The 25,679-nt window shown below is 70.9% G+C and carries 22 protein-coding genes; 15 read left to right on the top strand and 7 right to left on the bottom strand.

Translation table 11 applies throughout. The features are described 5' to 3' along the window. The first annotated feature begins 12 nt into the window (after window positions 1-12). The 3 genes from ACZ58V_RS11060 to dnaK all read left to right on the top strand — a co-directional run bounded on the left by ACZ58V_RS11060 (window position 13) and on the right by dnaK (window position 4,071). Window positions 13-1,395: a hypothetical protein gene (locus ACZ58V_RS11060; protein ID WP_471289620.1), complete on the top strand. Its 1,383-nt coding sequence runs from the start codon at window positions 13-15 to the stop codon at window positions 1,393-1,395. Further along, window positions 1,392-2,132: a glycerophosphodiester phosphodiesterase family protein gene (locus tag ACZ58V_RS11055; RefSeq protein ID WP_468183953.1), complete on the top strand. Its 741-nt coding sequence runs from the start codon at window positions 1,392-1,394 to the stop codon at window positions 2,130-2,132. The genes ACZ58V_RS11060 and ACZ58V_RS11055 overlap by 4 nt, the downstream gene beginning before the upstream one ends. A 73-nt stretch (window positions 2,133-2,205) precedes the next feature. Further along, window positions 2,206-4,071, top strand: coding sequence for a molecular chaperone DnaK (dnaK, locus tag ACZ58V_RS11050; protein WP_471289617.1), 1,866 nt, complete (start codon window positions 2,206-2,208; stop codon window positions 4,069-4,071). A gap of 21 nt (window positions 4,072-4,092) precedes the next feature. Here dnaK and ACZ58V_RS11045 read toward each other — a convergent pair whose 3' ends face one another. After that, the gene (locus ACZ58V_RS11045) at window positions 4,093-4,560 is read right to left on the bottom strand and encodes a nitrate reductase molybdenum cofactor assembly chaperone (RefSeq protein ID WP_468183958.1); all 468 of its coding nucleotides are present in this window, start codon (window positions 4,558-4,560) and stop codon (window positions 4,093-4,095) included. A gap of 752 nt (window positions 4,561-5,312) precedes the next feature. On the opposite strand from ACZ58V_RS11045, the gene ACZ58V_RS11040 reads away from it, so the two are divergent. From ACZ58V_RS11040 to tgmB, 7 genes are all read left to right on the top strand, one after another. Next, a complete protein-coding gene (locus ACZ58V_RS11040; protein WP_468183961.1) occupies window positions 5,313-7,412 on the top strand; it encodes a bifunctional polysaccharide deacetylase/glycosyltransferase family 2 protein in 2,100 nt (699 codons plus the stop codon). A 19-nt stretch (window positions 7,413-7,431) separates the two neighbouring features. Continuing rightward, window positions 7,432-8,841 (top strand): LCP family protein, encoded by a 1,410-nt coding sequence (locus ACZ58V_RS11035; RefSeq protein ID WP_471289615.1) that lies wholly within the window; start codon window positions 7,432-7,434, stop codon window positions 8,839-8,841. 115 nt (window positions 8,842-8,956) lie between these two features. After that, the gene (locus tag ACZ58V_RS11030) at window positions 8,957-9,100 is read left to right on the top strand and encodes a hypothetical protein (protein ID WP_471289612.1); all 144 of its coding nucleotides are present in this window, start codon (window positions 8,957-8,959) and stop codon (window positions 9,098-9,100) included. A gap of 114 nt (window positions 9,101-9,214) precedes the next feature. Then, window positions 9,215-9,970, top strand: a complete 756-nt coding sequence (locus ACZ58V_RS11025; RefSeq protein WP_468183970.1) for an RNA polymerase sigma factor — start codon at window positions 9,215-9,217, stop codon at window positions 9,968-9,970. A 29-nt stretch (window positions 9,971-9,999) separates the two neighbouring features. Next, window positions 10,000-10,716: a hypothetical protein gene (locus ACZ58V_RS11020; RefSeq protein ID WP_471289608.1), complete on the top strand. Its 717-nt coding sequence runs from the start codon at window positions 10,000-10,002 to the stop codon at window positions 10,714-10,716. Window positions 10,717-10,868: 152 nt separating this feature from the next. Then, a complete protein-coding gene (gene tgmA, locus ACZ58V_RS11015; RefSeq protein ID WP_471289606.1) occupies window positions 10,869-11,060 on the top strand; it encodes a putative ATP-grasp-modified RiPP in 192 nt (63 codons plus the stop codon). Window positions 11,061-11,073: 13 nt separating this feature from the next. Continuing rightward, a complete protein-coding gene (gene tgmB, locus ACZ58V_RS11010) occupies window positions 11,074-11,991 on the top strand; it encodes an ATP-grasp ribosomal peptide maturase (protein WP_468183979.1) in 918 nt (305 codons plus the stop codon). Between the two features lie 70 nt (window positions 11,992-12,061). On the opposite strand, the gene ACZ58V_RS11005 is transcribed toward tgmB, so the two are convergent. Then, on the bottom strand, window positions 12,062-12,925 hold the full coding sequence (locus tag ACZ58V_RS11005) for a helix-turn-helix domain-containing protein (RefSeq protein ID WP_471289604.1): 864 nt from the start codon (window positions 12,923-12,925) through the stop codon (window positions 12,062-12,064). Window positions 12,926-13,163: 238 nt separating this feature from the next. Between ACZ58V_RS11005 and ACZ58V_RS11000 the strand changes: the two genes are divergently transcribed. Next, entirely contained in the window at window positions 13,164-13,589 is a 426-nt protein-coding gene (locus tag ACZ58V_RS11000; RefSeq protein ID WP_471289601.1) for a hypothetical protein, read from the top strand. Here the strand turns inward: ACZ58V_RS11000 and ACZ58V_RS10995 are convergent. Beyond that, complete coding sequence (locus tag ACZ58V_RS10995) at window positions 13,571-14,386, bottom strand: helix-turn-helix domain-containing protein (RefSeq protein WP_471289598.1); 816 nt, start codon at window positions 14,384-14,386, stop codon at window positions 13,571-13,573. The two genes, ACZ58V_RS11000 and ACZ58V_RS10995, sit on opposite strands and share 19 nt — an antisense overlap. 127 nt (window positions 14,387-14,513) lie before the next feature. Here ACZ58V_RS10995 and ACZ58V_RS10990 point away from each other — a divergent pair, with 127 nt between their 5' ends. Then, window positions 14,514-14,819 (top strand): 4a-hydroxytetrahydrobiopterin dehydratase, encoded by a 306-nt coding sequence (locus tag ACZ58V_RS10990; protein ID WP_184588441.1) that lies wholly within the window; start codon window positions 14,514-14,516, stop codon window positions 14,817-14,819. A 4-nt stretch (window positions 14,820-14,823) separates the two neighbouring features. Then, a complete protein-coding gene (locus tag ACZ58V_RS10985; protein WP_471289596.1) occupies window positions 14,824-15,585 on the top strand; it encodes a class I SAM-dependent methyltransferase in 762 nt (253 codons plus the stop codon). Here ACZ58V_RS10985 and ACZ58V_RS10980 read toward each other — a convergent pair. Together ACZ58V_RS10980 and ACZ58V_RS10975 are read right to left on the bottom strand one after the other, a co-directional pair. After that, complete coding sequence (locus ACZ58V_RS10980) at window positions 15,551-16,030, bottom strand: hypothetical protein (protein ID WP_471289593.1); 480 nt, start codon at window positions 16,028-16,030, stop codon at window positions 15,551-15,553. The two genes, ACZ58V_RS10985 and ACZ58V_RS10980, sit on opposite strands and share 35 nt — an antisense overlap. Then, complete coding sequence (locus tag ACZ58V_RS10975) at window positions 16,027-16,506, bottom strand: hypothetical protein (protein ID WP_471289591.1); 480 nt, start codon at window positions 16,504-16,506, stop codon at window positions 16,027-16,029. Before ACZ58V_RS10975 ends, ACZ58V_RS10980 begins: the two co-directional genes overlap by 4 nt. 39 nt (window positions 16,507-16,545) lie before the next feature. On the opposite strand from ACZ58V_RS10975, the gene ACZ58V_RS10970 reads away from it, so the two are divergent. Together ACZ58V_RS10970 and ACZ58V_RS10965 are read left to right on the top strand one after the other, a co-directional pair. Next, window positions 16,546-17,514, top strand: a complete 969-nt coding sequence (locus tag ACZ58V_RS10970; protein ID WP_471289589.1) for a helix-turn-helix transcriptional regulator — start codon at window positions 16,546-16,548, stop codon at window positions 17,512-17,514. A gap of 38 nt (window positions 17,515-17,552) precedes the next feature. Next, the gene (locus tag ACZ58V_RS10965) at window positions 17,553-19,463 is read left to right on the top strand and encodes a rhamnogalacturonan lyase (RefSeq protein WP_471289587.1); all 1,911 of its coding nucleotides are present in this window, start codon (window positions 17,553-17,555) and stop codon (window positions 19,461-19,463) included. A 60-nt stretch (window positions 19,464-19,523) separates the two neighbouring features. On the opposite strand, the gene ACZ58V_RS10960 is transcribed toward ACZ58V_RS10965, so the two are convergent. Both ACZ58V_RS10960 and ACZ58V_RS10955 read right to left on the bottom strand, forming a co-directional pair. Next, a complete protein-coding gene (locus ACZ58V_RS10960; RefSeq protein WP_471289584.1) occupies window positions 19,524-22,178 on the bottom strand; it encodes a cellulose binding domain-containing protein in 2,655 nt (884 codons plus the stop codon). 208 nt (window positions 22,179-22,386) lie between these two features. Continuing rightward, complete coding sequence (locus ACZ58V_RS10955) at window positions 22,387-25,305, bottom strand: glycoside hydrolase family 48 protein (RefSeq protein WP_471289582.1); 2,919 nt, start codon at window positions 25,303-25,305, stop codon at window positions 22,387-22,389. Window positions 25,306-25,679 lie beyond the last annotated feature (374 nt).

Genomic DNA, 25,679 nt, shown 5'->3' with positions numbered 1-25,679 from the left:
GGAAGGAACGCGATGCTGCCGGGAACGTCGCCGAACGCCACGGTGCTCGACTCCGCCACCCGTGACCGGACCCGTGTCCTGCTGCTGTTCAGCCTCTCCGGACGGCTCCGCCCCCGGGACACCGCCCTCGGCGCCCTCGTCGACCGCTACGACTACGGCCGCTTCGCCTCCCACCTGATGACCAGCCAGGACGTGCTCCCCGTCCCGGTCCTCGACGAACAGGTCGCGCCCCGCCGGCTGCGGCTGCCGCACGGCGACCACGGCCTGGGCCTCGCCTCCTTGCGGATCCTCGTCGTCGCCACCCCGCGCGGCGACGCCACCCTGGTCGTGGACTGCGCCTTCGCGGGTGAGACCACGGCCGGCGACCTCGCCGCCTGGCTGGCCACGACCTGCTTCGACCGGGAGCGCATCGAACTCGACGACCGCCCGTTGCTCCAGACGCTGACCGAGCAGCTCGGCCGCCCGCTCGCCCTCGGCCAGAACGTGCACCAACTCGTCTTCCCCGGCGGCCGGTTACACCGCGAACTGCTCAGCGCCGACGAGGCCCGCAAGGCCATCCTGCTGAACGAGATCGTCTACCGCGGCCGGATGCCCTGGAACCCCGCCACGCCCTACGACGCGAGCCTCGCGCCGCACCTCAGGAACCACGGCCTCACCCTGTCCGCCCTCGGCCGGGGCGTCTCCGTCCAGGCCGGCTGGGCCCCGCACGTCGAGAACGGCCTGATGCTCGTCGCCGTCGGCATGGTCTCCGCCCTCGCCGTGCTCCAGCGCACCCGGCTCGCCGCCTTCGCGATGATGAAGGCCAACGAGCAGGCCCTGACCGACTCGCCCACCGAGATCCGCTCCCTGATCTCCCGCCTCTCCGCCGGCGTCAACGAACTCCAGCTGGACCTCGCCTTCGGCGTCGAGGCCTACGTCGACAGCCTGCTGATCCCCGAGATGGTCATGGAGGCCTTCCAGTCCTCGCAGCGTGACGCGCTCGGCATCCGCGACAGCCTGGAGAACTCGGCCCGCATGGTCGAGCGGCTGACCTCGGTGATCAGCGCCCGCTCCGCCGCCCTGGACGCCGAACTCGCCGAGCGTGACGAGCGCCGCGACCGCACCGTGTCCGGCCTCGTCGCCGCCGCCACGCTGATCGCCCTGCCTCCGACCCTGCTGCTCGCCTTCTTCGGCGTGAACGGCACGAACGTCGACGACCACCGCTCCATCCTCGACCTGCGCGCCTACGGAGCGGCCTACGCGCTGGCCTGGCTCCCCTTCGTCGTCCTCGTCGTGATCGGATACGTCCTGCTCAGACGTATCAGCACCCGCTCCGGCTCCCTGCTGCCCACGTCCGACGACGACGCCGTACCCGTACCGCCCCCACGCCCGCCCTCCGGGAGCCCCCGACCATGACGCCACGCCCCGCCGTCTCCGCCCACCGGGGCGGCTCCGAGCGCGCCGACGCCGCCACCTGGGAGGCGTACAAGGACGCGCTGGAGTCCGGGGCGGAGTATGTAGAGTTCGACATCCGCCGCACGGCCGACGGTGTCCTCGTCGTCTACCACGACCCCCGGGTCGGGCCCACCGGGCCGCCGCTGTCCCGGCTCACGCACGCCGAGCTGAGCGAGCGGGCCGGATACGACGTGCCGGTGGTGGACGAGGTCATGGCGCTGATCGCCGGGCGACTCGTGGCGCACCTGGACCTCAAGGAGGTGGGCTACGAGCAGGAGGTGGTCGACCGGGCGGTGGCCCTGCTCGGCACGGACGGACTCGTCGTGACGACACTGGAGGACCGTTCCCTCGCCGCCGTGACACGGGCCTTTCCCGGGGTGCGCACCGCGCTGTCCCTGGGGCGCGACCGCAGGGACCTGGCCCTGGCACAGCTGCCGGGGACCCGGCTGAGCGAGCTGTTCCCCGCCCGCAGGATCCGCGCCTGCGGGGCCCACGGCGTCGCCGTGCACCAGCGGCTGGCCAGGACCACCGTGCTGCGCGAGGCGACCCGGCGCGGCCTGTTCACCATGGTGTGGACGGTCAACGACGACACCCTGATGCGGGCGTTCCTCGCCCACCCGCGCGTGGACGTGCTGGTCACGGACCGGCCCCGGCGCGCCGTGGCCCTGCGCGGGCCCATCACCCCTTCGCGGCATTGACAACAGCGCACTCAAGTTTTGTGCTGGAGAGTGGGGAATGAGTGGGGGAGTGCCCTGACGGAAGGGGACAGCGATGGGACGAGCGGTCGGGATCGACCTCGGGACCACGAACTCGGTGGTGGCCGTGCTGGAGGGCGGTGAGCCCACGGTCATCGCCAACGCGGAGGGGGCAAGAACCACACCCTCGGTGGTGGCGTTCGCCAAGAACGGCGAGGTGCTGGTGGGGGAGGTCGCCAAACGGCAGGCCGTGACGAACGTGGAGCGCACCGCCCGCTCGGTCAAGCGCTACATGGGCGACGCGAGCTGGCGTTTCCCGGACCAGGGCGACGTGGACGGCACCCGCTACCGGGCGCAGGAGCTGTCCGCCCGGGTGCTGCAGAAGCTGAAGCGGGACGCGGAGTCCTACCTCGGCGAGGACGTCACCGACGCGGTGATCACCGTCCCGGCCTACTTCGACGACACGCAGCGGCAGGCGACCAAGGAGGCCGGGGAGGTCGCGGGCCTGAACGTGCTGCGGATCATCAACGAGCCGACGGCGGCGGCGCTGGCGTACGGGCTGGACAAGGAGAACGACCAGACGGTCCTCGTCTTCGACCTCGGCGGCGGCACCTTCGACGTCTCGCTGCTGGAGATGGGCGAGGGCGTCATCGAGGTGAAGGCCACCAACGGCGACACCCACCTCGGCGGCGACGACTGGGACCAGCGGATCGTCGAGTACCTCGTCAAGCGCTTCAAGGGCCAGTACGGCGTCGACCTCGCGGGCGACAAGATGGCGGTGCAGCGGCTGCGCGAGGGCGCCGAGAAGGCCAAGATCGAGCTGTCCAGCTCCACCGAGACGACGATCAACCTGCCCTACATCACGGCCTCCGCCGAAGGGCCGCTGCATCTCGACGAGAAGCTGACCCGGGCCCAGTTCCAGGAGCTCACCTCCGATCTGCTCGACCGCTGCAAGGCGCCCTTCCACCAGGCGGTCGACGACGCCGGGGTGAAGCTCTCAGCGGTCGACCACGTGATTCTCGTCGGCGGCTCCACCCGGATGCCCGCGGTGACCGAGCTGGTCAAGGAACTCACCGGCAAGGAGCCGCACAAGGGCGTCAACCCCGACGAGGTCGTGGCGCTCGGTGCCGCGCTCCAGGCGGGCGTCATGCGCGGCGACGTCAAGGACGTGCTGCTGCTCGACGTCACCCCGCTGTCCCTGGGCATCGAGACCAAGGGCGGCATCATGACGAAGCTCATCGAGCGCAACACGACCATCCCGACCCGGCGTTCGGAGATCTTCACGACGGCCGCCGACAACCAGCCCTCGGTCGGCATCCAGGTCTACCAGGGCGAACGGGAGATCGCCGCCTACAACAAGAAGCTCGGCGTCTTCGACCTGACGGGCCTGCCGCCGGCACCGCGCGGCGTCCCGCAGATCGAGGTGGCCTTCGACATCGACGCCAACGGCATCATGCACGTCTCCGCCAAGGACATGGCCACCGGCCGGGAACAGAAGATGACCGTCACCGGCGGCTCGGCCCTGGGCAAGGAAGACATCGACCGCATGATGCGCGAGGCCGAGCAGTACGCCGAGGAGGACCGGGGCCGCCGCGAGGCCGCCGAGACCCGCAACCAGGCCGAGCAACTCGTCTACCAGACGGAGAACTTCCTCCGCGACAACGGCGACAAGATCCCGGCCGACACCAAGACCGAGGTCGAGTCGGCCGTCACCGAGGTGAAGGGACAACTGGAGCAGCAGGCGGACACCGCCGCCCTGCGCACCGGGGTCGAGAAACTCGCCTCGGTCAGCCAGAAGATGGGCCAGGCGATGTACGCCCAGGCCCAGCAGGCCCACACCGAGGAGTCTCCCGGCACCGCGCGGGAAGAAGAGGGCGTGGTCGACGCGGAGATCGTGGACGAGGAGAAGGACCAACGGGACGAGAAGGGCGGCGCCGCATAGGCAGGACCACCGTCGGCGGTCCTAGAGACCGGTGTGCGCGGGCGGCAGTGTCGCGCACACCGCGTCCAGGACCGTCGCGTACGGCGTACCGAAGTCGGTGAGCCTGGACCGGAGCTGATCCAGGCCGTCGCGGTGCTCGGTCAGCAACTCGGTGCTGCCCGTGCGGGCCGCGAACTCCAGGACCGCGGGCAGGAAGTCGGGCGGTTCCTCGCCGGTGGTCTCCAGGCCGTGCGCGCGGTAGACCTCCTCGGAGGGCGCCGGTGCCGCCTCGCGCCAGACGCTCAGGTACAGGCTGTGGTCCTGCCCGGCCTCGAAGACCTCGACGTAGTGCGCGGCCAGCTCCCGGGGCGGGGTGACGGCCGCGTGGTCGGCGAACTCCCTCAGCTGCGGGGCGGCTTCGCGCAGCAGCGACAGCCGGGCGCGGAAATCGTCGTCGGGGTACATCAGGCACAGCGCGGCCGCCTGGTACAGCAGCTCGAATCCGGGCATCGGACCTCCTTCGCGTGCGCCTCGTGGTCCCGACGCTAGGGGCGGGCAGGGGGCCGTACCCGTTGGCGGGGTCCGTACGGGTCAGGATGCGTGGCTGGACCGGCCGTGACGCTGCGAGAGCCACCGAGGGGTACGCCCGCTGGGTGGCTGAAAAACGCCACTGGGAGGGGCCCTGGCGCTCGGCGGGTCCACTCCGGGAAGGGCGAATGTGAAGACACACTTCCCCGCACCCCACTAGTCCAGCGCACCGGCGGCGCCGAGTGTCACTGTCCCCCTCGCGTGGCGTTGCACAGGCTGTTTCCGGCACACCCGGGACATCGGATGTGACTACACTCGCCCCCCATGCACGAGCACGACCGCAAGACAAAACACCAGAAAACGCTTCACCGTTCATCGGGCCTCGACGTCATCGACCGGCATGTGAAGGCGGTGTGGCGCGTGGCCGGATCCGTCGTCCGCGCGGTCGTATCGACGTCCTGCGCCGATGCGTGCGGTCTCGGGCGCGCTCCTGGGAACGGGCGTGGACAGAGCCGTGCGCGTACTGCGGGCAGACGCCCGGCGGCAGTGGTCCGGCGAGGCCGCGCCGACCGCGTCGTCCAGGTGCTGTCCCGGTCCGCCGCTCGCGTGACCCCTCCGGTCGGCTCCCCTCTCTCGGCGGCCCGCACCGGGCACGCGGCGGTCACGTCCGTCGCCGGCCACCGCGGAACCGGACCCGACCCGGCTGTGATTAACGACATACCCAGGACGGCTGCGTGAGCCGCTCGGCCCATCGCCGGCACGCCCGTTCGCGCGACCCCCGCGGACACTGGCGGCTGCTCGCCCTGACCCTGCCCGTCGTATTCGCCGTCCTGCTCTTCGAAGGCTGGACCATCCACGAGGTGGACGCCGCCAAGACACGCCACCCCTGCACCAGACCCGTGCCCAAGTCCGTGGCCGAGAGCGGCCCCGTCCTGCGCGGCATCGACGGCGACAAGGTCTCGTCCGCCGCGGCGCCCGCGCGCACCGTCGCCCTCACCTACGACGGCGGACCCGACCCCGAGTGGACCCCCCATCTGCTGGATCTGCTGCGCGAGCACCACGCGCACGCCACCTTCTTCGTGTCCGGCGCCCAGGCGGCACGCCATCCGGACCTGGTGCGGCGCATCCTCGACGAAGGCCACGAGGTCGGCTCGAACACCTATACGGGAGCCGACCTCGGTTCCTCGTCGCGCGTCCGCTTCGGCATGGAACTGGGCCTCACCCAGAAGACCCTCGCGGGTACGGCGGGCATCCGCACCGACCTGCTGCGGATGCCGATGACCACCGAGGTGGACACGCTGTGCGGCGCCGAGTGGCAGGCGGCCCGGAAGGCCGCCGCGGACGGCTATGTCCTGGTCGCGGCGAACCGCCCGAGCCGCGATCCCGCGCACGGCCTGATCAGGCAGTTCAGCCAGACGGAACTGGCGTACGACGAGACGAAGCAGCTGCTCGACGACCCGCACGCCGACCGGTTCACCACCGTGACGGACGCGGTCGGCATGCCGCCCGCCGACACCCGGGTGTCCACCGCCGAACGGTGGCAGGGCAAAGCCCTGAACTGGACCGTGACGGCCGGAAACACCTTCACGCACATCATGACCTGGGTGCTGGGCGTGGCCGGAGCGCTGGGGCTGCTGCGGCTGCTGTCGCTGACCTTCTTCGCCCGCGCCCATGTCCGGCGCCTCACCCGCGTCCGCCCCGGCGCGCCCTGGCTGCGGGAGGTCAACGCGCCCGTGACGGTGCTCGTCCCCGCCTACAACGAAGAGGCCGGCATCGAGTCCACCGTCCGCTCGCTGCTCGCCTCCACGCACTCGTACCTCGAGGTCATCGTGATCGACGACGGCTCGACGGACCAGACGGCGGACCTCGCGACCTGGATCGACGACTCCCGCGTGCGGGTGATCCGGCAGCCCAACTCGGGCAAGGCGGCAGCACTCAACACCGGTCTGGCCAACGCGTCCCACGACATCGTGGTGATGGTCGACGCCGACACCGTCTTCGAGCCCGATGCCCTGCACCGGCTCATCCAGCCGCTCGCGCATCCGGCCGTGGGCGCCGTCAGCGGCAACACCAAGGTCGGCAACCGGCGTGGGCTGCTCGGCAGATGGCAGCACCTGGAGTACGTCTTCGGCTTCAACCTCGACCGGCGCATGTTCGAGGTGCTGGAGTGCATGCCGACGGTTCCGGGGGCCATCGGAGCCTTCCGCCGGGACGCGCTCATGGGCGTCGGCGGGGTCAGCGAGGACACGCTCGCCGAGGACACCGACCTGACGATGGCCCTGTGGCGGGCCGGCTGGCGGGTGGTCTACGAGGAGTCGGCCGTCGCCTGGACCGAAGTACCCGCTTCACTGAGGCAGTTGTGGCGGCAGCGGTACCGCTGGTGCTACGGAACCCTGCAGGCGATGTGGAAGCACCGCCGGGCCGTCGTCGAAGTGGGCGCGGCCGGACGCTTCGCCCGCCGCGGGCTGAGCTATCTGACGGTCTTCCAGGTGGTCCTGCCACTGCTTGCGCCGGTCGTCGACCTCTTCGCGGTGTACGGGGCGCTCTTCGCCGACCCCGTGCAGGCGACGGGCGTGTGGCTCGCCTTCCTCGGGGTCCAACTGGTCTGTGCCGGTTACGCGCTGAGACTCGACGGCGAGCGGCTGCGGGCGCTGTGGTCGATGCCGTTCCAGCTCTTCGTCTACCGGCAGCTCATGTACCTGGTCGTCATCCAGTCCGTGGTCGCCCTGCTGCTCGGCACCCGGCTGAAGTGGCACCGCATGCAGCGTTCCGGCACGGCCGCCACCCAGCAGCTCAGCAGACCGGTCGCCGATCGACAGTTGTCATCGAGGTGATGAAGGAGTGGTTCGTCCCATGAGCGACGGGCCGGGCACGTGGCCCGGAACCGACCGGCGGAACGAGAACGGGGAGGCACCAGGGCATCGGGTGATCACGGGGCAGGTGTGGCAGAGCGGCACCCCTCCGCTCCAGGCGCCCGTCCGGCCGTACGAGGGCTACGTCGTCGGGCCGTACCCGTACGACGGCGCCGACCCCGGGCCGTACCCGTACCCGTCCCCGCATCCGTCTCCGTACGACCCCCCTGTCGCCGAGCCGTACCAGGACCGTGTCGCCGAGCCGTACCGGGAGCATGTCGCAGAGCCGTACCGGGAGCATGTCGCCGGGCCCTCCGGCAGTGCTGTCGCCGGGCCGGACGAGGGAGGCGGCGGTGCCGACGGCGAACCCCGGCACGAGGGCGGCGGCCGCACCACCAGCATCAGGCCCCGTTGGGTGCGACCCGGCCGGGTCCGGCGGACCGTGCGCCTGCTGGCAGCACTGCTGTGCGCACTGGCCCTCACCGGCGCGGGCACCTGCGCCTGGGCCGAGTTCAGGCTCGACAGGTCCGTCGACCTGAGCGGGCTCGCGGACCGTCCGCCCCGGGGGAAGGGCACGAACTACCTCATCGTGGGCTCGGACGGCCGCGACGGCCTGTCGGAGCAGGCCAGAAAGGAACTGCACACCGGCACGGCCGGAGGCAGCCGCACCGACTCGATGATGCTCCTGCACACCGGCGCCCACGGCACCACGATGGTGAGCCTGCCGCGCGACTCCTGGGTGACCATCCCGTCGTACGTCGACCCGAACACCGGCAGGTTCCACCGGGCCGCGAAGAACAAGCTGAACGCGGCCTACTCCCTCGGCGGGCCCGGGATGCTCGTCCGGACCGTCGAGCGGAACACGGGGCTGCGCGTCGACCACTACGCGGAGATCGGCTTCGCGGGCTTCGTCGGTGTGGTGGACGCGGTCGGTGGCGTGGAGATGTGCGTGGACCGGAAGATCGACGACCCGAAGTCGGGACTGAAGCTGAAGAAGGGCTGTCACAACCTGACCGGCACCCAGGCACTGGCCTTCGTCCGCCAGAGGCACCAGGAGGCGGACGGCGACCTGGGGCGCTCCCGGAACCAGCGTGCCTTCCTCTCCGCCCTGGCCCGCAAGGCCGCCGCGCCGGGCGTCGTGCTCGATCCGTTCCGTACGTATCCCGCCCTGGGCGCGGGCCTTGACACCCTCGTCGTGGACAAGGACATGGAGCTGCCGACTCTCCTCTCGCTGGTCCGGGCGGTGAAGGGCGTCTCGGGAGGCAGTGGCAGGCAGCTGAACATCCCCGTGGCCGGGCCCGGCTCCGGCACGGCCGGCAGGAGTGCCCTGAAGTGGGACGAGGTGAAGGCGGAGGAGCTCTTCGCCGAACTGCGGAACGACCGGCCCGTGAGCATCGAGGAGCAGGGCTGACCGGCCGGACGGCAGTCCCGGCGGGGAAGCAGGGCGTGTGGGGTGGCCGGGCTCCGTACAGTGGGCGGAGCCCGGCCACCCCGTCTCTCTCCGTCCCGCTCCCGGGGGGAGTCAGGTGCGGCACGGAGAGGGCCAGGGGTTCGTCACCGACGCGTCGACGACGATGTCCGGCCGGGCGGTCACCGGCGGTCTGCCCAGCGCGGACTCGCTACTCATCCAGCGCACGGCCCGCGCCGAACGTCACCGGGACCCGGTGTGATCTGAGGGGCGCCTGGGGTGTTGTGACACTTCTGTGAGAACACACGCTGGTCTTCATGAGGGTGTCGCAGCGAAACAGCGCGCGTCGGTCGGCACGGACTCGCTAGGAACCCCGGTGCGAACGAGGACGGTCTTGGGTCAGGAACGGCAATCGCGCTACGCACAGGCCCACGACGGGGAACTGGGCGCGGCCGTCGCGCGGGCCCAGGACGGGGACGAGACGGCTTTCGCGGTCGCCTACCGGCTCGTGCAGCCGGGCCTGCTCGGCTATCTGCGCGGACTGGTCGGCGAGGACGCGGAGGACGTGGCGTCCGATGCCTGGCTGCAGATCGCCCGGGACCTCGGGAGATTCAAGGGAGACGGGGCCGGCTTCCGTGGCTGGACGGCCACCATCGCCCGGCACCGGGCACTGGACCATGTGCGCCGCCAGCGCGCGCGCCCCCGGCCGGGTGTGATCGAGCAGGACGTACTGGACCTGCCCGGCCCGCACAGCACCCACGAACAGGCCCTGGAGGCCGTCTCCACCGAGCGGGCCCTGGAACTGGTCTGCGGGCTGCCGCGGGACCAGGCCGAGGCCGTGCTCCTGCGCGTCATCGTCGGCCTGGACGGCCCCGCTGCCGCGCGCGTCCTCGGCAAGCGCCCCGGGGCGGTGCGCACCGCGACGCACCGGGGGCTGAAACGCCTCGCCCGCCAGTTGGGCCTCGAGACCGAGGGCGCCGAGGGTGTGACGGATGAGGCTTCCCGGATGCTGGAAAGTCGACATCAGCCACGACGAGGTCAGTGGTCGGAAAGACCGGCATCACCGACGGGGATGCCGGACCCATCGAACAGCTCAGGCAGGAACGGACAACGGACATGGGTGATCGGCTGAGCCGCGACGGAGGTACAGGCCGTCGACGTGTGCACCCCGGCGACGCCGTGACCGGCCCGTGGGGCCCACGGGACGACACCGCGCTGCACACGGCCCTGGCCGCCGCCCTGCTCGCAGACGATCTCGGTCCCGAAGCCGAGCGCCGGGCCGTGGCCGCCTTCCGGACCGCCCGCGACGCGGGAGCGCACCGAGCGCGTACCCGGCACCGGGACGACTGGCGGCTGCCGGCGGAGCGGCGTACCGGGCGCCCGGTGAAGGCGACGGTCGCCGTTGTGTTCACCAGCATCGCCCTGGGCGGAGTCGCGGTCGCGGCCATCGGCTCGGTCGGTTCGTCCGCGAACGGCACCGGGGGGAGGACCGCGCACCCCTCAGCGCTCGCCCCGGCCCGGCCGGGCGGTGAGACCTCACCGGCCTCCTCCGGCGGCCCGGGACGGGGCGATGTCTCGTCCTCCGCCCAGGACACCGAGGCCCACTGCCGTGCCTACGAACGAGTCAAAGACCGTGGAAAGGCACTCGACGCGACAGCATGGCGGCGGCTCGCAGCGGCGGCGGGCGGAGAGGGCGAGGTCGACGCGTTCTGCGCGGAGTGGCTGGCCCGGGCGTCGGCCGCACCGAGCAGGTCCGGCGCCCCGGGCAGAGCCGGCGAAGGCGCCGCGGACGCCGGCACGGGCACGGCTGGGAAGAGCCGCGCGCCGGGCAACGGGAATCCCGGCAACGGTCGGGCGGGCGGCGTCAAGGGCGAGTGACCCCAGCGGCACCGGCCGGGCCGCAGCGCGGCCCCGCCGTGGCCGTAGGCATGCCCCTGTGACGATTTCGGCGCCTCTTTCGGTGTGTAAGTAGTGAAGAAATCGCACGCCGTCGATGGCGGCGATGTGGAGATGACGCCTGGAGGTTCCGATTGCGGCCGTTCACCCTCACCTACGCCTTCCCCAGGTCCCTTCCAACGGCGGTGACGCCCTACCGCTTCGACGAGTCGCTCCAGCTGAACGTGCTGCCCGACGGCCGCCCGGCCGTCAGTGACCCGGACCTCCTCCTGGCGGTCGGTACGACGGTCTCCACCGCCGGTTCCAAGACCCACTTCGACGACTGACGATCGTGACCGAATGACCGTACTGATCCTCACGGCCAAAGAAGACGTCACCGCCGACCTGGTGGTGACCAAGCTGCACGAGGCGGCGGTGCCCGTCATGCGACTGGACCCCGCCGACCTGCCGGCCAACACCGTGCTGTCCGCGCATTACGCCCATGGCGACTTCGAGGGCCTCCTGTCGGCGAACGGACATGTGGTCAGCATGGGAGGTCTGCGATCCGTATGGGTGCGCAGGCCCGGCGAACCGGCCGCGCACGCGGCTCAGCCCTCCGCATGGCTGACCGCCGAGACCCGCCAGGCGTTGTTCGGAATGCTCTACTCCGCCTCTGCGCGATGGATGAACCATCCACGCGACGCCGACCGGGCCCGCCTGAAGCCGTGGCAGTTGAGGGCCGCTCATCTCAGCGGCTTCGCCGTACCACCGACTGTCATCACCACCTTCCCCCGCCTGGCACGGCAGTTCGCCGAGGAGTACGGGGAGGTGGTGGTGAAGTCCGCCTCGGGGCCGCCGCCAGGCGAACCCCTCCTGGCCCTGCCCACCACCTTGATCGGACCCGACTCGGACTTCTCGGGTGTCGAGGCCGGTCCCGCGCTGCTGCAGCGGTACGTACCCAAGCGTGCCGACATCCGTCTGACCTGTGTCAGCAGCCAACTGTTCGCCGCCCGGAAGAAGGCCGAGCCGCACCAGGTCGACGGACGCTACGGCGACACCGAGCACACCTGGGAGCCGGTTCCGGTGCCCGGCCATATCCGCAAGTCGGTCCACGACTACGTGGACATGGCCGGACTGGCGTACGCCGCCTTCGACTTCGCCGAGGACGAGGACGGCTTCTGGTGGTTCCTCGAATGCAACCAGAGCGGCCAGTTCGGCTTCGTGGAGCTGGAGACGGGGCAGCCGATCTCGGAGGCGGTCGCCCAGTGGCTGTCATAGCCCAGCCATCGCGGGCCGTCGGGGGCGCGTCATCGAGACCGGGACCGACTCATGCTGTCGTCCCGAGCCATCAGAAGCTGTCGCGGTAGTCCCGCAGCAGTTCCTCCGTGCGCTGGGCGGAACCGGCGCGGGCCGTCATGTGGTCCAGGACCTCCAGATGCGTGGAGATCTCCTTGCGGGAGTCCAGGTACAGCGCGCCCGTCAGATACTCGGTGAAGACCATGTCGGGCAGTTCGGGCTCGGCGAACCGGAACAGCGAGAACGGGGCGTACGTACCCGGATGCGGGCCGTCCTTGAACTCGGCGATCTGCAGCGTGACCCGGTCACGCGCGGCGTACTCCAGCAGCTTGTCCAGTTGGTCGCGCATCACCCGGCCGTCGACGCTCACCGGGCGGCGCAGCACCGTCTCGTCCATGATCACCCACAGATGCGGCGGGTTCTCACGCTCCAGGAGCCGCTGCCGCTCCATGCGCAGCGACACATGCCGCTCCACCGCCTCCGGTCCCGCGTTCGCGATGGTCCCGGCCTCCAGCACCGCACGCGCGTACCCCTCGGTCTGCAGCAGCCCCGGCACGAAGTGCGGCTCGTACGAGCGGATGATCCGGGCGGCGCCCTCCAGGCTCACGTACAGGCTGAACCACTCCGGCAGCACGTCGTGGAACCGCTGCCACCAGCCCGGCCGGTTCGCCTCCTCGGCGAGGCCGACGAACGCGGTCACCTCGTCCTCGGGCACGCCGTAGGCGGTCAGCAGGATCTGCACGTACGGGATCTTCAGCGCGACGTCGGCGGTCTCCATCCGGCGGACGGTCGCGGGGGCGACCCGCAGCACCCGGGCGGCCTCGTCACGACTGAGGCCCGCCGCCTCGCGCAGTTCCTGCAGCCGCTTGCCCAGCACCACCTGGCCCACGGTGGGTGCGGCCCGCCGTTCACTCACGCCACGCCTCCCCAACGCGCCCAAGCCCGCGATCAGTCTGCCATGTACCGCCGACAGTCTCCCAGGGCCGACGGCGAGGAGATCACGGGAGAGGACGTGTCGCCGGGGCATTACCCCGCGGGTAATCGACCGGGCGCGGCCGGAAAGCGATCGTGGACGTACCGGACCCCGGGCCGGCGCACTCCGGCCCGGGGCCCGGCTCCCAGCCGCACCATGACCCGACGGAGGGTGATGCCCCATGTCCGCGATCCAGCTCGCCGCACTCGCCCGGACCTCCGAGCCGCAGTCGATGCTGCGCCGCTTCCTGGCCCTGGACGCCGTGGTGACCGGCGCCAACGCCCTCGTCTACCTCGCGTTCCCCGGCCCCCTAGGACGCTTTCTCGGCGTCGGCTCCACGCTGCTGCTCGCCCTGGGCGCGTTCCTCGCCGCCTACGCGGCGGGCGTCGGCCTGCTGGCCTCCCGTCGGCAGCCGCCGGCACTCGGCGTGCGGGCCGTCGTCGAGGCCAACCTCGCCTGGACGGTCGTGAGCCTGGTGGCCCTGGCGCTGTGGCTCACGCCGAGCACGGCGGGCGCCGTGTGGACGGTGCTCCAGGCGCTGACCGTGGCGGGGTTCGCCGTCCTCCAGCACACGGCCCTGAAAGCACGTCAGGACAGCAGCGACTGAAGGTACTTGGCCGTCGCCGGGTCGGCCGGGAGGAGTGTCTCGATGGCCAGCTCGGCGACGGTCACGTCCATCGGGGTGTTGAACGTGGAGATCGAGGAGATGAACGAAAGCGTCCGCCCCTCGTGCTCGATCCGCAGCGGCAGCGCGAAGTACGGCACCGGCTCCGCGGGCTCCTGAGGTCCGGCCCCCGGATCCTCCTCGGGCACCGGATAGGCCGCCACCTCCTCGTACAGCTCCCGCAGCGGCTCGGAGCGGTGCAGGGCGATCTGCCGCTCCATCTGCTCCAGCAGGTGACCGCGCCAGGCGCGCAGATTGCGGATGCGGGGGGCCAGACCCCGCGGGTGCAGGGCGAGCCGCATCGCGTTCAGCGGCGGCTCCAGCAGGGACGCGCAGACGCCGTCGACCAGCGTCATGATCCCCCGGTTGGCCGCCACCACGTCGTACAGCGCGTCCACCACCAGCGCCGGATACGGCTCGTAGCCCCCGATCAGCCGCTCGATGCCCTCGCGCAGCGCGCCCAGCGCCGGGTCGTCCAGCGGCGTCTCCGGGTAGCGCGGAGCGTAACCGGCCGCCAGCAGCAGGGCGTTGCGCTCCCGCACGGGGACGTCGAGATGCTCGGCCAGCCGCAGCACCATCTCCTCGCTCGGCCGGGACCGGCCCGTCTCGACGAAGCTGATGTGCCGGGCCGAGGAGTCCGCGCGCAGGGCCAGCTCCAGCTGGCTGACCCGGCGCTGCTCCCGCCAGGCCCGCAGCAGCGGACCCACGCCCTGGCCGGCCGTGGACGGGTGAGTGGTCATGTCGGGACCGTAGTCGAGAACCGGTCGTGCCGGACAGGCACACGCCTCTGACCAGGGCCTCGGGCGCCCCGCTGTGGCAGGCTGAGAGGACACCGAGGACCCCGGCGCAAGGGAAGGAGCGCGGCCCATGCCCGTCGAACCGCTGTCGCAGAAGGAGGTCGAGGACCGGCTGGCCGAGCTGCCGGGCTGGTCGCTCGACGGAGACCGCCTCACCCGCTCCTACCGGCTCGGCTCGCACTTCGCGGCGACGGCGATGGTCGTGCACATCGCCCAGGTCCAGGAGGAGCTCGGCCACCACTCCGACCTCACGCTCGGCTACAACACCGTCTCGCTGTCCGTCCACACGCACAGCGCGGGCGGCGCCGTCACCGAGAAGGACTTCGAGCTCGCCCGCAGGGTGGAGGACCTGGCACCCGGGCACGGGGCACACTGACCGGGTGCTCGACTACGACAAGGAAGCGGCGCGGTACGACGCCTCGCGCGGCGGCGAGCCCAGGGCGGCCGCCGCCGCGGAAGCGGTGCTGAGCCTCGTACCGCCGGACACGCGCAGCCTGCTCGATCTCGGCTGCGGCACCGGCATAGTGACCCGGCGGCTCGCCGCCGCACGCGAGGGCATGCGGGTGACCGGCGTGGACCTCGCCCTCGCGATGGCCCTGCAGGCCGCCGCCCGGCTGCCGGGTGCGGTCGTGCTCGCCGACAGCAGACGGCTGCCCTTCCGGGACGGCGAGTTCGACGCCGTCAGCAGCGTGTGGCTGCTGCACCTGGCCGCCGGGCCCGCCGATGTGCGGACCATCGTCGGCGAGTGCGCCCGGGTACTGCGGCCCGGCGGGGTCTACGTCACCACGGTCGACAAGGCCGCCGCCCACAACGTGGGCAGTGACATCGATGTCGTCCTGTCCTCCCGTCCGCCGAGCCCGGTCCGCGACGGAGCGGCGGACGTCGTGTCCAGCGCCGCCGGACACGGCCTGGTGCCGGCCGGGCAGGCCTGTTTCCGGGGGCACGGGCAGGGCCGCAGCCCCCGGCGTACGGTGGCCGACCTCAGGCGCGGCTGGTTCGTCACGCTGCCGCCCGGCGACCCGCTCGCCGACGGCTTCGCCACCCGCCTGGCGGAACTGCCCGACCAGGACCGGCCCCGCCCCGACCCGGTCTTCGCACTCCGCGCCTTCAGGAAGCCGTCGGAGCACCCTCCCGCCGGGTGAAGTCCATGATCCAGTTGGTCACCCAGGTCCGGCCACCGTCCACGGAGAACGCCTGCTCCCAGCGGGCGGCGGTGTCACACACCCCCGACCACACGAACCGCACCAGCACGTCCTTGCCGATGAAGGTGTCGCTGCCGGTGAACTCGCCGCGGTCGCCCTCGAAGCGGCCGAAGACGGGCGGGAACAGGGTGCCGGTGCGGCTGGAGGCCCAGTTCAGCGACCACAGCTTCGTGGCCGGGTCGAACAGGCGCAGGGTGGCCCCCTTCGAGCCCAGGTGCGGCATGTCGATCTCGTCGATGTTGGCGGTCCCGTCGAACAGCGGCCGGCAGTGACTGGTGCCGGTGAACTCCTCCCAGGCGCTGTCCGGATCGAGGAAGTCGGTCAGCCGTCGGTGCCGGACCCGCCATGCGCCGTGGAAGAAGTCGAAGTCGTGCGGGCTGCTCATGAGCGGTCTCCAGTGGTCCCCTGGGGCAGGGAGTCGGCCAGGTAGGCGTCGAGGTCGGGGGTGGCGGGGGCGAGCATGTGGCGCACCCAGGCGTCGCGTTCGTGCAGGATCGGCGGCAGTTCCCAGACGCAGCCGATCCACGGTTTGCCGGGCGCGACGAAGTGGGTGGGATCGTTGTCCGGGCAGCCGAGGACGGGCTGGCCCGCCGCCGCGCCCCCGAAGTGCAGGACGTTGTCCCACACCCAGCTGTAGGCGTTCAGATAGGCACCGTCGTCACCGCCCCGGTGCAGGACGACGAACGTCGCCGGCGGAGTGCCGTCCGGCTTCGGCAGCAGCGTGGGCAGTAGGCGGTAGGCGGTCTCCTCCACCTCGGGTGCGATGCCCGCCGGGTCGGCGGTCACGTGGTAGCGCTTGACCCACCGTCCCGCCACCTCGACGGGCGGCGGCACGGTCAGGTGTTTCTCGGTGAAGGGCATGGCGGGACGCTAAGGCCGCTTCACTGCCATCCTGTGTCAGTGAAGTCCAGCCGACTCGTCTCGATCCTGCTGCTGCTCCAGACCCGCGGCCGGATGACCGCCGCCCAGCTCGCCGAGGAGCTGGAGGTGTCGGTGCGGACGGTGTACCGGGACGTGGAGGCCCTGGGCGCCGCCGGGATCCCGCTGTACGGCGACGCGGGCCACGCCGGCGGCTACCGCCTCCTCGACGGCTACCGCACCCGCCTCACCGGCCTCACCACCGGCGAGGCGGAGGCGCTCTTCCTCGCGGGCGCCCCCGCCGCGGCCGCCGAGCTCGGCCTCGGCTCGGTCCTGGCCGCCGCCCAGCTCAAGGTGCGTGCCGCCCTGCCGGCGGAGCTGCGCGCGCATGCCGACCGGATCAGCGGCCGCTTCCACCTGGACGCCCCCGGCTGGTACAGGGACGCCGACGACACCCCGTACCTTGCGGCTGTCGCCGACGCCGTCTGGAGCGGACGCGTGCTGCGTGTGCGGTACCGCCGCTGGCGCGAGCCCACCGACGTGGAGCGCCGCCTGGAGCCGTACGGGCTGGTGCTGAAGGCGGGCCGCTGGTATGTCGTCGCCGGGCCCGGACCGCGGACCTTCCGCGTCGACCAGATCCTCGAACTCGACACCGGCGACGAGGAGTTCACGCGCCCCGGCGACTTCGACCTGGCCGCGTACTGGGCGGCGTACCAGCGCGACTTCCACGACCGGCTGCACCGCGGCGAGGCGGTGGTACGGCTGGCCCCGGGGACGAAGCTCACCGGCCCGGCGGGGGAGGCGGTCCGGCGCGACGGACGTACGGACGAGGACGGCTGGACGCGTGCCACGGTCCCCATCGAGTCCGTCGAGCACGCCCACGCCGAGTTCCTGCGCCTCGGCACGGGCATCGAGGTACTGGCCCCGGACGAACTGCGGTCGCGCATCGCCCGCACGGTCGCCGAACTGGCCGAGCGGTACGGCAACTCCCGCGCCCCCGGCGGCGACTGAGAGGCGGAACCCGCCCGTCCTTCCAGGAGGTCCGTCACGTGAAGCACCCCCACAGGCACCGCAGACGCCGTGTGCTCCTCCCGGTGGCCGTGGTCACGGCGGCGCTCGCCGGCGCCGGCCTGACCACGTTCGCCACCGGCGACGCCTCCCCCACGCTCGAACTGACTCGCGCGGGAGGGGCCCCCATGGCCGCCACCGCCCGGCAGGTCGAGAAACTCGACCGGGGCGTGGTCAGCGTCCACACCGGCAGCGGCAACCTGGTCAGCTGGCGCTGGCTCGGCACCGACCCGGACAACGTCTCGTTCAACGTCTACCGGGCCGGTACGAAGGTCAACTCCACGCCGGTCACCGGCTCCACGAACTACTTCCACTCCGGCGCACCCGCCCAGGCCGACTACACCGTCCGCGCGGTCGTCAACGGCACGGAGCAGGGCGACTCGGTGCACGCGGTCCAGTTCCGCACCGGCTACAAGGACATCCCGATCTCCCCGCCCGCCGGCGGTACCGCCCCGGGCGACTCGGCGTACACCTACGAGGCCAACGACGCCTCCCTCGGCGACCTCGACGGCGACGGCGCCCTGGACATCGTCCTGAAGTGGCAGCCCACCAACGCCAAGGACAACTCCCAGTCCGGCTACACCGGCAACACGATCATCGACGGCATCAAGCTCGACGGCACCCGGCTGTGGCGCGTCGACCTGGGCCGCAACATCCGCTCCGGCGCGCACTACACGCAGTTCCAGGTCTACGACTACGACGGCGACGGCAAGGCCGAGGTCGCCATGAAGACCGCCGACGGCACCAAGGACGGCACCGGCGCGGTCATCGGCAGCTCCTCGGCCGACCACCGCAACTCCAGCGGGTACGTGCTGGCCGGACCCGAGTTCCTGACCATGTTCAACGGCCAGACGGGCAAGGCGATGCAGAGCGTCGACTACGTCCCGGCCCGCGGCACCGTCTCCTCCTGGGGAGACTCCTACGGCAACCGCGTCGACCGCTTCCTCGCGGGCACGGCGTACCTGGACGGCTCCCGCCCCTCCCTGATCATGGCGCGCGGCTACTACACCCGCACGGTGATCGCCGCCTGGGACTGGCGGAACGGCTCCTTCACCCGCCGCTGGACCTTCGACACCACCTCCTCCACCAACAGCGGCAAGGGCTACGACGGCCAGGGCAACCACAGCCTGTCCGTCGCGGACGTCGACGCGGACGGCAAGGACGAGATCGTCTACGGCGCGATGACCGTGGACGACAACGGCAACGGACTCTGGACCACGAAGACGGGCCATGGCGACGCCGGCCATGTCGGCGACCTGAACCCGTCCCGCGCGGGCCTGGAGTACTTCAAGGTCTCGGAGAGCACGAGCCAGCCCGGCTCCTGGATGGCCGACGCCCGCACCGGCGCGATCCTCTGGAAGACCGCCTCCGGCGCCGACAACGGCCGGGGAGTGGCCGCCGACATCTACGCGGGCAGCCCGGGCGCCGAGGCCTGGTCCGCCTCCGACACCACCCTGCGCTCGGCTACCGGCGCCTCCCTCGGCCGGGAGCCCTCCAGCATCAACTTCCTGTCCTGGTGGGACGGCGACCCCGTCCGCGAACTCCTCGACGGCACCCGCGTCGACAAGTACGGCACGTCGGGCGACACCCGCCTGCTGACCGGATCCGGGGTCTCCTCCAACAACGGCACGAAGTCCACGCCCGTCCTGTCCGGCGACATCCTCGGCGACTGGCGCGAGGAGGTCGTCTGGCGCACCGGCGACAACACGGCCCTGCGCGTCTACTCGACCCCGCACGAGACGAACACGAGGATCACGACCCTCCTCCACGACACGCAATACCGCACGGCGCTGGCCTGGCAGAACACGGCCTACAACCAGCCCCCGCACCCGAGCTTCTTCATCGGCAACGCCATGCCGACGGCTCCGAGGCCGACGGTCTACACCCCGTGAGACCCCGGTGGGTGCGTGCCACAGGGGAGCACGCACCCACCGGTCACGACAGCAGGGCCGTCAGGCGACCGCGCAGGTCCGGTCACCCAGCTTGAACACGGTCGGTTTCGTGTTCGTCCCCGACCAGTTCGCCGTGAAGCCGAAGCTCACCGACGAGCCCGCCGCCACGTTGGCGTTCCAGCCGATGTTCTTCGCCGTCACCGTCGAACCCGACTGCGCGGCCTCGGCGTTCCAGGCCTGGGTCAGCTTCTGTCCGTCGGCGAAGGGCCAGCTCAGCGACCAGCCGCTCCAGGCACTCGTCCCCGTGTTGGACAGCTGGACGTCCGCCTGGAAACCGCCCGACCACTGGTTGGTGACCTTGTACGTCACCTTGCAGGTGCCCGTCGGTGTCGGGTCGGGGCCAGGCCCCGGGTCCGTGGTGCCGCCGTCGGAGCTGTCGCCGTAGATGACGCCACGGCCGTTCGTCGAGACGTACACACGGCCGTAGACCCTCGGGTCGCCGGTGATGGCGGCGCCCGTCCAACCCCACTGGTGGGCATCGTCGTTGATGCGCGTCCAGCTCGCGCCCTTGTCCGTGGAGCGGAAGATGCCGCGCACGCCGCCGATCTTCGCGCTCGTGTACAGCGTCTGGTAGGAGGCGCCGGGCGCCGCCTTGCCGAAGCCGATGGTGTCGGCCTGCTCGACGTTCGAGAGCTTCGTGAAGCTCGCCCCGCCGTCCGTGGAGTGCCACAGGCCGTACGCCCCGTCGCTCGCGCCGCCCGCCAGCCACACATCGCCCTTCCCGCCGGGCAGGGCCTTGAAGCGGACGCTGTCGCCGCTCGGCAGTCCGTCGGCCGGGGACTGCTTGAAGGTCGCCCCGCCGTCCGTACTGACGTAGAACTTCCCCGACTTGAAGCCGTAGAAGGTCTTCGGGTCGACCCGGTCCGACTCGACGACCGCCCCGGAGGGGATCCCGCCGGAGGCCTGCCAGGAGGTGCCGAAGCCCGTCGCGTAGTGCACGCCGGCGCCCTGCGGGCTCCACACGAACCGGCTGCCGTCGGCCCCCGCCGCGACCGTGCCGCCGCCGCTCACGCCCGAAGGGTCGGTGCCCGCGAACCAGTTGGCGCCGTTGTCCGTCGAGAACGCGATGTGCGGGCCCGAGTCGAGGTTGCCGACCCGGACGGCCGTGTTCGGGTTCGACTCGGCGAAGTCGAGGCTCGTGGTCGTCGTGAAGTTCGGCTGGGTGAACATCATCGACGGCACCTTGGTCAGGTCAGTGTGGCGGAAGCCGCCGACATCGCCGAGCGCGCTGAGCAGCGGGGCACCGGACGGCGGCGAGGCGAGGTCGTTGACCGCAGTCTCCTCCAGGCCCCGCACCATCGGCTTGACGGTGAACTTCCCGCCGCTGTCCCAGTTCGTGAGGTTCTCGGTGCCGTAGATCGTCGCGCCCGTCCCGTACATCATGCGAGCGGAGTCGAACGGGTCGATCTCCATCGACTCCGTCATCCAGCCCAGTTTCGGGGTCTGTTCGGGAGGTGCCGGGTTCGCACCCCACGTCAGCCAGGGCGAGGACGAGACGTCCATCGTGTACCGGTTCTCACGGTTGGGGTACGACGTGTAGTCCCACGCCTTGGTCCAGGTCGCCCCGCTGTCCGTGGAGCGGAAGATCTGCGTGTCCGGCCACCAGGCGCTGTACGCCGTGGCCATGACCGTGCCCGGCTTCTGCCGGTCCACCGTCAGCCCGCTGAAGCCGTAGAACGTGTCGGCCTCCGCCACCGGGCTGATGTTCGTCCAGGTCCCGGTCCCGGTCGCGTACCGCCACAGCCGGCCCTTGCCGCCGTCGTACGGGCCGCCCTTGTCGCTGTAGGCGACATAGAGGTGGCCGTTCTTCGCGTCCAGGACGCCCTTGTGGGCCAGCTGGCCCGTCGGCTGTCCGGCCAGTCGCTGCCAGGTCGCGCCCGCGTCCGTCGAGCGGTACACCGCGTTGTCCGCGTCGGCGACCCCGACGTAGATCGTCTTCGTGGCGTTGCCCGACGTGCCCGTGGACTCGTCGAAGGTGACCCAGACGATGCCCTGGTTGTCGGACGCGTAGCCGGACGTGTCGCTCGGATCCTGGACGTAGTTTCCGACGTTCGGGAAGTTCGTCACCTGCGACCACGTCACGCCCGAGTCCGTCGACCGCCACAGCCCCTTGCCGCTCGGCGCGCCCAGATACAGCACGCTGTTCCGGTTCGGGTCGATCGCCAGCCGCTCGCCCATGCCACGCCCCGGCATGTTGCCGCCCAGCTTGAACGGCAGATTCGTCTTCCGCCAGCTCGCGCCCCGGTCGGAGGACCGCATGACCGCGCCGTTCTTCGGGTCCCAGCTGTTGGTGTACGTCCCGACCGCCGCGTACACCCGGTCCGGATCGACGGAGTCGGACGCGATGCTGACGACACCCGTGTGCCCCCAGTCGTCCCACCCGACCGAGTCCAGCAGCGGCGTCCAGGTCTTCGACGACTCCTGCCAGCGGTACGCGCCGCCGATGTCGGTACGGGCGTAGGCGAGGTTCTTCTCGGAGCGGTTGAAGACGATCCCTGGGACGAATCCGCCCCCGTCGATCCGGGCGTTCTTCCAGGTGTACGTGTCCGCTGCGAGCTTCGTCGAGGGGGGATCGGCGGCCAGGGCGGAGGGGGCACCCGACAGCAGCCCGGCGGCCAGCGCGAGTACGGCGGTGAGGATACGGGTTCTTCGCACGGTGGGGGTCCTTCCGTGAGGGGGACGTGCGAGGGCCGGGCGGCTCCCGTGCGGGTGGAGCCGCCCGACCGTGGCCCCGCGTCAGGTGCAGGGCCGAGTACGCGGAGCTTCGGACGCACCTAGGGCTTGGGGGCGCGGAGAACTGCGCGACCAGCCACAACGGACCCGCAGCCGACCACGGCCCCGCCCGCGGAGCGCCCGGCGGGGGCTATTCGAGAAGCTCCGCGTACGAGCCCATGGCCAAGGCGATGTCCGCCTGGGCCCAGAACCGGTGATACGTGAACGACGGAACCGCACCGCCCGCCAGATAGCTCTCGATCTTCGACCAGGCCGGGTCGTCCTCGTAGAAGGACCGGATCGAGTCGAACGTCGACGACGCGTTGATCGCGTCACCGTTCGGCATCGTGCCCGTCCAGCCACTGGGGATGTACACCGGATCGTCGAACCGGTTGTAGTCGGCCCGGTTCTCCGGGACGGCGATCCCGAGCGCGTCCTGGTGGTTGTCCCACATCCCGTCCAGCAGCTTCTTCGCCGCCGCGCCGGCCTCCGTGTCTCCCGAGCGGTCCGCGTAGTACGTCAGGGTCTTGGCGTACGAGGCCGCCACACCGACATCGTTCGTGTAGTCGGCGACGGTGACCCGCAGTCCGCTGTTGGAACCCGGGCTGGAGGCGTTCCACGTGTCGGGCTGGCCCGACCACTGCAGCGTCGACGGAATCCGGAACGTGCCGTCCGGGTTGAACGTGGTCTTGGACAGCGCCCAGTCGACCCACTTGTCGAGGACCGTCTTGGCCTGCGCGTTCCCCGTCTGCTGGTACAGCTCGGCGACCCGCTCCATGGACCACGCCTGGAAGCCGAACCACTGGTTGGACGGCGGGTCGTGGTACACGGGCTTCTCGTCGTAGTACATGCCGTAGAACGTCGACTTCCCGGCGGGCGGGGTCGCGTACCGGCCCGCCCAGCTGTTGGTCGCGCCGCCGGCGATCGCGCCCTCGCTCGACTGCAGCCAGCGGTAGAACTCCAGCTGCCGGTCCATGGACTTGGACCAGTCGGCCGCGCCCGTCGCCGACTTGGGCTTCAGCGGGGCGTAGTTGCCGAGAGCGTAGGCCGCGAGGGGGTTCTGGTAGCCGCCGTGGGCGTGGCTGGAGCCGATGCGCCAGGCCCAGCCGGCACTGGTGTCCGTGGCGCCGCCCCAGGCGTAGTACCAGGACATGAGGTAGAACGAGGCGTCCTTGCCGGTGCCCGCCGGACAGGTCGAGGGACCGACGCAGTCGCCGATCTTCTTGAAGTACTTGTCGAACATGGAGTAGCGCAGGTAGTCGCCCATCTTGGCGGCCTTGCCGACCGTCGCGGAGACGTCCCCGCCCTTGCCCTGCTCCTTCGCCCACAGGTCCGCCCAGTAGGCGGCCTGCACGGCCCGGGCGTCGGCGTCCGGCGCGTTGGTGAACTTCCACTGCTTGGCGTAGGAGGCGTCACCGGTGAACAGGTCCAGATAGCCGTTCTTCCCGCCGTACTTGAAGGCGTCACAGGTCGGCTGCGGCACGGTCTCCCACACCGACTCCTGCGAACCGCGCTGGAAGGTGTTGATGTACGACGGGCCGGTGTCCGAGGGGCCCGCCTCGCACTTGCCGGGCGAGTTGCCGTAGCCGTAGACGTTGTCGACGTCCTGCAGCCAGTGCATGCCGTAGACGTCGTCCGTGCCGTACGCGCTCTTCAGCTCGGCCGCGATCGGGTCCCGGCCGACCGAGGCGCCGGTGTCGAGCTTGGCCGGGTACTCGTTCGGGGTGTCCAGCTCGGGCGCGTAGGTCGCCGGCTTGGAGGCGTTGTAGAAGGAGTTGGTCGGCTGGTCGGCGCGGGTGGGGATCATGTACTTCTCCATGAGGTCCCACGCGCCGTTGAACTTGGCCCAGTCGCCGGTCACCTTGCCGTACATGGCCTGGAGCCACAGGAGGTAGCTGTACGCCTCCGAGGTGGTCTCGTGGCCGTGGTCCGGCGCCTCGACGATCAGCGTCTCGACCGAGTGGTAGGGGATGCCCTCGGGGGAGAAGTAGCCGTTCGCCGGGTTGGTGATCTTCCCGTAGAGCTCCAGGAAGCGGGCGTCGTAGACCTTCGCCGCCGCCAGCTGGGTCACGGTGACCGAGGCCTTGGCGTGGCCCGCGGCCGTCGACTCGAAGACCGCCGAGCCGGTGCCGGAGTTGGCGGCGGTGACGGTCACCTTCTGCGCGGTGTTCCAGTTCTGCGGCGTGAAGGTGAGCGAGGCGCCGCCCGTGACCGACAGGCCCGAGTTGCCGCTCGCGCGGGCCGACGCCACCGTCACGTTGGACGCCGGCTGCTTGGACAGCTTCACCTCGTAGGTGCCCGACTTGCCTGACTGGACGCCCAGTTGCAGCGGCGAGGCGACGACGGTCGGGCCGGAGGAGACCGTGATGCCGACCGGGGTGGAGTTCGCGGAGGCGCCCATGCTGTCGTACGCCTTCGCCACCAGGGAATGACTGCCCACGGTCAAGTCGGAAACCGAAAGAGAGTAGGGCGCACTCGTGTCCGTACCCAGCAGCGTGGTGTCGTCGTAGAACTCCACCTTGCTGATCGTGGCGTTGTCCGCGGCGGCGGCCGTGGCCGCCAGGGGGACCGCCTGGCCCTGGGTGTAGACGGCGCCGGCGGACGGGCTGGTCAGCACGGCGATCGGCGGCTGGTGCGCTCCGGTGCAGGCGGTGCCGTTGACCGAGAAGGACGTCGGCGCGGCGTTGGTGCCGCTGTAGGTGAACTGGGCGCCGGTGGAGACGGCGGCGCCCGCGGCGACCCGCGCGTTGTGGGGGGCGTTCTTGACGGTGATGTTCTGGCCGGACTGCGACCAGGTGCCGTTCCAGCCGTTCCCCAGCTTCTGGTTGCCGGAGTAGGCGTAGGTCAGCGTCCAGCCGTCGATGGCGTCCGTGCCGCGGTTGGTGAGGGTCAGGTCCGCGGTGAAGCCGGAGCCCCAGTCGTTCGTCTTGTAATCGACACTGCACTGAAGTGCGGCCGCCTGCGCGGGAGTCGACCCTGAGGAGAGCATCGTCAACGGAAGCGTGAGAGCTGCGACGGCGGCGATCCACACGCGCCGCACCGCTCCCCGTCTCCGGGGTGGGGGATGCATGGTGCTGGTTCCTCCTTGCGGCTCGGAGAAGTCAAGGCTTGAACCAGTGGGAGCGCTCCCATCGTGAGGACGGGTGTGGTATCGGTCAAGGGCCTTGAAGAGTCGAAAAGATTCGACGCCGTGAGTTGAGCGAAAGTCAGTGACTCCTCTGTTCTTTGCAGACACTTGGCGCTACCTTCCTTGACACCAGTGGGAGCGGTTCCATCAGCCGACGCGTCCGTCACGGCGTGCCCGGCCTGCAAGGAGTCGCTCATGCGACACCTCTCGCGTTCAGTACTTTGAGCCGCCCTCAGCGCGGTCGTCCCCTGCTGCGCGAGCGCCATGCCGGGTTCCTCAGTTCCTCATGTCCTTGTCGGAGCGCGCCCTGAACGGCT

Source organism: Streptomyces sp. NPDC040589 (genome assembly GCF_055594445.1).
This window is presented reverse-complemented; position numbering and strand designations above follow the sequence as displayed.

Bases quoted from the DNA above. Each gene is read 5' to 3' on its own strand.
- tgmB (WP_468183979.1), top strand. From the start codon at position 11,074: ATGACCGTACTGATCCTCACGGCCAAAGAAGACGTCACCGCCGACCTG.
- ACZ58V_RS11055 (WP_468183953.1), top strand. From the start codon at position 1,392: ATGACGCCACGCCCCGCCGTCTCCGCCCACCGGGGCGGCTCCGAGCGC.
- ACZ58V_RS11035 (WP_471289615.1), top strand. From the start codon at position 7,432: ATGAGCGACGGGCCGGGCACGTGGCCCGGAACCGACCGGCGGAACGAG.
- dnaK (WP_471289617.1), top strand. From the start codon at position 2,206: ATGGGACGAGCGGTCGGGATCGACCTCGGGACCACGAACTCGGTGGTG.
- ACZ58V_RS10955 (WP_471289582.1), bottom strand. From the start codon at position 25,305: ATGCATCCCCCACCCCGGAGACGGGGAGCGGTGCGGCGCGTGTGGATC.
- ACZ58V_RS11060 (WP_471289620.1), top strand. From the start codon at position 13: ATGCTGCCGGGAACGTCGCCGAACGCCACGGTGCTCGACTCCGCCACC.
- ACZ58V_RS11000 (WP_471289601.1), top strand. From the start codon at position 13,164: ATGTCCGCGATCCAGCTCGCCGCACTCGCCCGGACCTCCGAGCCGCAG.
- ACZ58V_RS10980 (WP_471289593.1), bottom strand. From the start codon at position 16,030: ATGAGCAGCCCGCACGACTTCGACTTCTTCCACGGCGCATGGCGGGTC.
- ACZ58V_RS10995 (WP_471289598.1), bottom strand. From the start codon at position 14,386: ATGACCACTCACCCGTCCACGGCCGGCCAGGGCGTGGGTCCGCTGCTG.
- ACZ58V_RS10975 (WP_471289591.1), bottom strand. From the start codon at position 16,506: ATGCCCTTCACCGAGAAACACCTGACCGTGCCGCCGCCCGTCGAGGTG.
- ACZ58V_RS10990 (WP_184588441.1), top strand. From the start codon at position 14,514: ATGCCCGTCGAACCGCTGTCGCAGAAGGAGGTCGAGGACCGGCTGGCC.
- ACZ58V_RS11045 (WP_468183958.1), bottom strand. From the start codon at position 4,560: ATGCCCGGATTCGAGCTGCTGTACCAGGCGGCCGCGCTGTGCCTGATG.